Source organism: Kytococcus sp. HMSC28H12 (assembly GCF_001816045.1).
Classification (GTDB): domain Bacteria; phylum Actinomycetota; class Actinomycetes; order Actinomycetales; family Dermatophilaceae; genus Kytococcus; species Kytococcus schroeteri.
The window spans coordinates 1-4,424 of the sequence record NZ_KV824484.1 but is presented as its reverse complement, the minus strand read 5'-3'; the positions used below and the strand labels follow the sequence as shown (position 1 = coordinate 4,424).

Here is a 4,424-nt window from a genome sequence, read left to right as displayed (position 1 = left end):
GGTGTCTGGCTGCCGGCGGCGGCGAGGCGCTCGCCCAGGTCCTGGCGCGCCGTGAACTGGCTGACCACCACCGAGTGGCCGGCGCGCAGGTGGCAGGCGGCCATGTCGGCCGTGAGTTGCCGGGCCAGGAGGGCGGCCGCCATCGGTCGGCTTCCCACCCGTGGGTCTGGGCCCTCACCGCGTCCACGTCCACGTGTAGGGTCAGCGGGCGCAGCGACGCCAGCTCGGCGGCCACGGTGGTCTTGCCCGGGCCGGGCACCCCGTTGACCACCACGAGGGTGGGCCGCGCGTCGTCCACTCCTCGACGGTACCGCCGGGCGGTCATCTCAGGCCCCGACCAGCCTCCTCGTCGGGCTGGTGTACCGGTGGCCGGAGGGCGTGGTCGTCTCCACCGAGGTCTGCCGCCCGCGGGCGTCCAGCTGTGGGACGGTGTCCCACGCCGGGTGGTTCTTCACCTGGTTGCAGTGCTGGCACAACCCCTGTCCGTTGTCCGGAGTGGTCGGGCCGCCCGCCGCCCACGGCTCCACGTGGTCGGCCTCGCGCACCGGTGCGTCGCACCACGGCGTCCGGCACGTCTCGTCGCGGGCCACCAACAGGTCGCGGTCGGCCCGCGAGAAGGTTCGCCGCCGAGCATCACGGTCCACCAGCGTGCCGGACTCCGGGTCCACGAGCAGCCGCCGGAGCGTGCACCGCTGTGCGCGCCGCACCAGATCCCGTGCCATCGGCGCCGGAATGGGGCCGTGGCCCACCAGGGTCGCCGGGGCGTCGGAGTCGGTCAGCGCCCCCAGCACCGCCTCGCCACCGAACACGGCCCCTGCCGGGACGACCACCTGCAGCTCGACCACAGGTCCGTCGGCGAGCGCCTGCCCGGTCACCCGCTCGGTGAGCACGTCCGCCCGGAGCTGGGCCAGCGACCGCTCGTCCCCCGCGGCGCGCAGTGAGCGGGCGGCCCGGTCCAGGGCGCCCCACACGGCGACCGCCTGTGTGGCCGGCAGCAGGGCCGAGAGCACGGCCATGGTGTCCGGCGTCGGCCGCACCGAGACGTGCCGCTCCTCGCGCTGGCGTGCGATGTGGGCGACGTGCCCCTCGGGGTCCAGTGCGTAGGCTCGGGCCGACACCCGGCGGCGCAACCGACCCACTGAGAGGTCCCCCAGGTGGGGCCCGAACTCGGCGTCGACGACCGCACGCTGCGCCCGCGACAGGAAGACCGTGCCCCGCGCCACGACCTCGGCGTGTCGCCTGCTGCCGTGGCCCTCCAGCATCGCCCGCCGGGTCGTCGGCAGCTCCGCGCGCAGCACCGCCGCCAGTTCCCGGTCCCGGGCACCCTGGTGGGGTGAGGTGCGCCGGGCCAGCCCCACCATCGAAGCGACCGCCCGGTCGGTCACCTCCTGCTCGATGCCGGCTGCCGCGTCATCGCGCCGCTGCCGGGCGGTGAGTGCGGCCACCACGTCCAGCTGCACCGCCGCGACGGTGGTGGCCAGGCGTTCCAGGGCGGCGACGGCGTCCACCAAGGCGCTCGCTGGTGGGTCACCGTCACCCCATCGCTCCCCTGCCGCTCGGACCTGCTCTGCCAGGTCGTCGAACGCTGGCTGGCTCCAGTCGTGGCCGTCGACCACCTGCCCCACCGCTCTCTCCTGCTCCACAACTCCCCCTGCGGGTTGCTCCCGCCGAGCCCCCACGACCCGGCGACCACCGAACACCTTCTCGATGATGGAACAACCGTACGAGATTCCACCGACAACCTCCTCCCCCACGAACGGGCCTGTGGACGACGGGCGCTGCCGTGAGCACCGACACGGGGCACCCACCCCGGCCCTCGCCTCACCGCCCGCGTGACCGACGCCATGTCAGCGCCCCGCCCGGTGTGCGGCACGCTTGCCCCATGACCTCGTGGACCCTGCCCACCGTCCCCGTCTCCGCCGGCGCCCTCATCACCGACGAGGCCGGGCGCCTGCTCATCCTCAAGCCCACCTACAAGTCCGGCTGGACCATCCCCGGCGGGGTCATGGAGGCCGACGGCGAGACCCCCTGGGAGTGCTGCCAGCGCGAGGTCTTCGAGGAGACCGGCCTGCGTGTGGCCAGTGGTCGCCTCGTGGCCGTGGACACGCGGGCCGCCAAGGCCGACGAGCAGCTGGGGATCCGCTTTCTCTTCGACTGCGGTGCCGTCACCGCCGCCGAGGCCGCGGGGATCGTCCTCCAGGAGAGCGAGATCAGCGAGCACCGCTTCGCCCCACTCGTCGAGGCCGAGGCCCTGCTGCGCAAGCGCGTGCGCCGCCGGGTGCGGCGGGCGCTCGCCGGACCGGGTGTGGTCTACCTCGAGGACGGGCGCCCGCCGCTGGGCATCACGCCCTGAGTCAGAGGTCCTGCAGCTCAGATGGCCTCGGGGTCCGGCTGGTGGGTGCCGAAGACGTTGCCGTCCACGTCGCGGAAGGAGCCCTGCCAGGCCATGCCCGCGTACTCGCTCCAGTCCTCGAAGGTCCAGCCCAGGGCGGCCCCGTAGAAGGCACGGGCTGCGGGGACGTCGGTGACGTGGATCTCGAACTGCACGGGGCGGTGCATTGGGTCTCTTGGTGGTGGAGGGACGGGGCCTCTCATCCTGCCCCTGATCAGGCCCCGCGGGAATGCGTGGTCACGTGACGTGCGCCGCACTCCCCTCAGGCCTCGGGCAGCTCCTTGAACGCCTTCTTCGCGGCGCGGTACCAGCCCATGCCCTTCACCGGGTTGCGCCACCGGGGCCTTCATGTCGTCCCCGGCCCTCAGCGTGTCGATGCCGTGCACCGACGCCTCTGAGCATGCCGCACGGTCGCGCTCACCTCCCTCGTCGTCGGCGCTGGCGGGTCTCGTCCACTCGAGGGTGTACCTGAACGCCTCCCGCCGGCGCACCCGGGCGCCGGGGAGGTTCTCGCGGGCGACCGCGCGCACCTCGCGCAGCGAGTGCCGTGGATTCCGCACCGGGAACGGGGGCGGCCCCGCCGGCGCGTGGTTCGCAAGCGGGTGCTTCACCACACCGATGACGGGGTTGCTGATGGCGCACGCGATCTCCCACGCGGTGTCCGTGTGGGACTCCCTGCGGGCCAGCCCCACACACAGAAATCGCCCACCGGGGGCCAGGACGCGACTCACGTGCTGGAGGGTCTCTCGGAGCGGGAGGTGATGGAGCACCGCGACCATGACGACGGCGTCCACCGAGCCGCTCGGGAGGTCCGGGAGCTGGGCAGCCCCTACGAGCACGTTCGTGGCACCCAGTGCCGCCGCCCGTTGCAGGGTGGCCTCCCGCATCGCCGGATCGGTGTCACTGGCGATGACCTGCGCCGACCGGCACGCCAAGGCGACGGCGAGCTCACCTCGCCCGCACCCGATCTCGACGACCGTGGAACTCCCCGAGGGCACGCGCCGCAGGACCCAACCGTGGAAGTGGGCGTTGTGGCTCCAAGGATGGCGGTCGTTGAACCTTGTCAGGGCACGGATGGCCGCCGGCCCGAGGTCACGCATCCTCACGGCCGGCGGGCGGCGAGCACGAGGGCGGCGCCGTGGTCGTGCCCGGCCGGCAGACGCAGGTCGGCCACCGGCTCGAGGCCGGCCTCCCGCACGAGCCGGGAGAGCTCCTCGGGCTGCCAGCGGTGGGTCGTCCAGTCCACCGGCACCCCGTACGCCTCGGTGCGTCGCACGTCCTCGTGGCCGGCGTGGGTGGTCACGAGGAGCATCCCGCCGGGCACCAGCCACCCGGCCGCCCGGGACAGCACCTCCCCCACCGTCGGGCGGGGCAGGTGGAAGAGCGACCACCAGAAGAGCACCCCACCGAGCGACGACGGCTCGACCTCCAGCTCGGTGTGGCCCGCCACCTCGAAGGACAGGTGCGGGTGCCGTCGCCGCGCGTGCTCCACCATCGCCGGGGAGAGGTCCGTGCCGCGCACCTCCAACCCCAGCCCGTCCAGGTAGGCGGTCACCTGGCCGGGGCCGCAGCCGGCGTCCAGCACCGGGCCCAACCGGCGCACCTCTGCGGCGAAGGCGTCGAGGCACCCGCGCAGCCACGGCTGGCGGCGTACGTCGCCCATGCCCACGGACTCCAGCAGGTCCACGTACGCGCCGGCGGCCCGGTCGTAGGACGACCGGATCGCCTCGAGGTCGTGCGGGGAGCTCACGCGCCGGCGAAAACGAACTGGCCGGCGTCCATCACCTTCTGGTTGAACGCCCCGGTGTCGGCCCAGCGGGCGGCCATCTCGTCGGCGCTCTCCCCGGTGTGCGCGGTCTGGCAGGGGCCACCCAGCTGGGCGCAGGTCATGGTCTTCACGGTCGTCTCCTTCTGGACGGGGCGGGCGGTCCGTCGCCCACCACTCTCGAGCCTTGCACCACGTGTCCGCGGCGGGCAACACCGGCCCCGCCGAGCACGCACGAGGGCGCCCCGCACCAGCTGGTGCGGGGCT

The 4,424-nt window shown here is 73.8% G+C and carries 5 protein-coding genes and 1 pseudogene; 1 reads left to right on the top strand and 5 read right to left on the bottom strand.

Features of this window, described 5'->3' with window-relative positions:
• Positions 1-326: 326 nt before the first annotated feature.
• Positions 327-1,625, bottom strand: coding sequence for an HNH endonuclease (locus tag HMPREF3099_RS06925; protein WP_070705313.1), 1,299 nt, complete (start codon positions 1,623-1,625; stop codon positions 327-329).
• Between the two features lie 257 nt (positions 1,626-1,882).
• On the opposite strand from HMPREF3099_RS06925, the gene HMPREF3099_RS06920 reads away from it, so the two are divergent.
• Positions 1,883-2,353 (top strand): NUDIX domain-containing protein, encoded by a 471-nt coding sequence (locus tag HMPREF3099_RS06920; RefSeq protein WP_070705312.1) that lies wholly within the window; start codon positions 1,883-1,885, stop codon positions 2,351-2,353.
• 17 nt (positions 2,354-2,370) lie between these two features.
• Here HMPREF3099_RS06920 and HMPREF3099_RS12890 read toward each other — a convergent pair whose 3' ends face one another.
• The 4 genes and pseudogenes from HMPREF3099_RS12890 to HMPREF3099_RS12880 form a co-directional block, all read right to left on the bottom strand.
• The gene (locus tag HMPREF3099_RS12890; RefSeq protein ID WP_168168474.1) at positions 2,371-2,559 is read right to left on the bottom strand and encodes a VOC family protein; all 189 of its coding nucleotides are present in this window, start codon (positions 2,557-2,559) and stop codon (positions 2,371-2,373) included.
• 465 nt (positions 2,560-3,024) lie between these two features.
• Positions 3,025-3,492: pseudogene (locus HMPREF3099_RS13495) on the bottom strand (class I SAM-dependent methyltransferase); the annotation flags it as partial.
• 2 nt (positions 3,493-3,494) lie between these two features.
• Positions 3,495-4,142 carry a class I SAM-dependent methyltransferase gene (locus HMPREF3099_RS06910; RefSeq protein ID WP_070705310.1) on the bottom strand — a complete coding sequence of 216 codons (648 nt, stop codon included), beginning with the start codon at positions 4,140-4,142 and terminating at the stop codon, positions 3,495-3,497.
• Positions 4,139-4,291 carry a hypothetical protein gene (locus HMPREF3099_RS12880; protein WP_168168473.1) on the bottom strand — a complete coding sequence of 51 codons (153 nt, stop codon included), beginning with the start codon at positions 4,289-4,291 and terminating at the stop codon, positions 4,139-4,141. The genes HMPREF3099_RS06910 and HMPREF3099_RS12880 overlap by 4 nt, the downstream gene beginning before the upstream one ends.
• Between the last annotated feature and the right edge of the window lie 133 nt (positions 4,292-4,424).

Bases quoted from the DNA above. Each gene is read 5' to 3' on its own strand.
- HMPREF3099_RS06920 (WP_070705312.1), top strand. From the start codon at position 1,883: ATGACCTCGTGGACCCTGCCCACCGTCCCCGTCTCCGCCGGCGCCCTC.
- HMPREF3099_RS12890 (WP_168168474.1), bottom strand. From the start codon at position 2,559: ATGCACCGCCCCGTGCAGTTCGAGATCCACGTCACCGACGTCCCCGCA.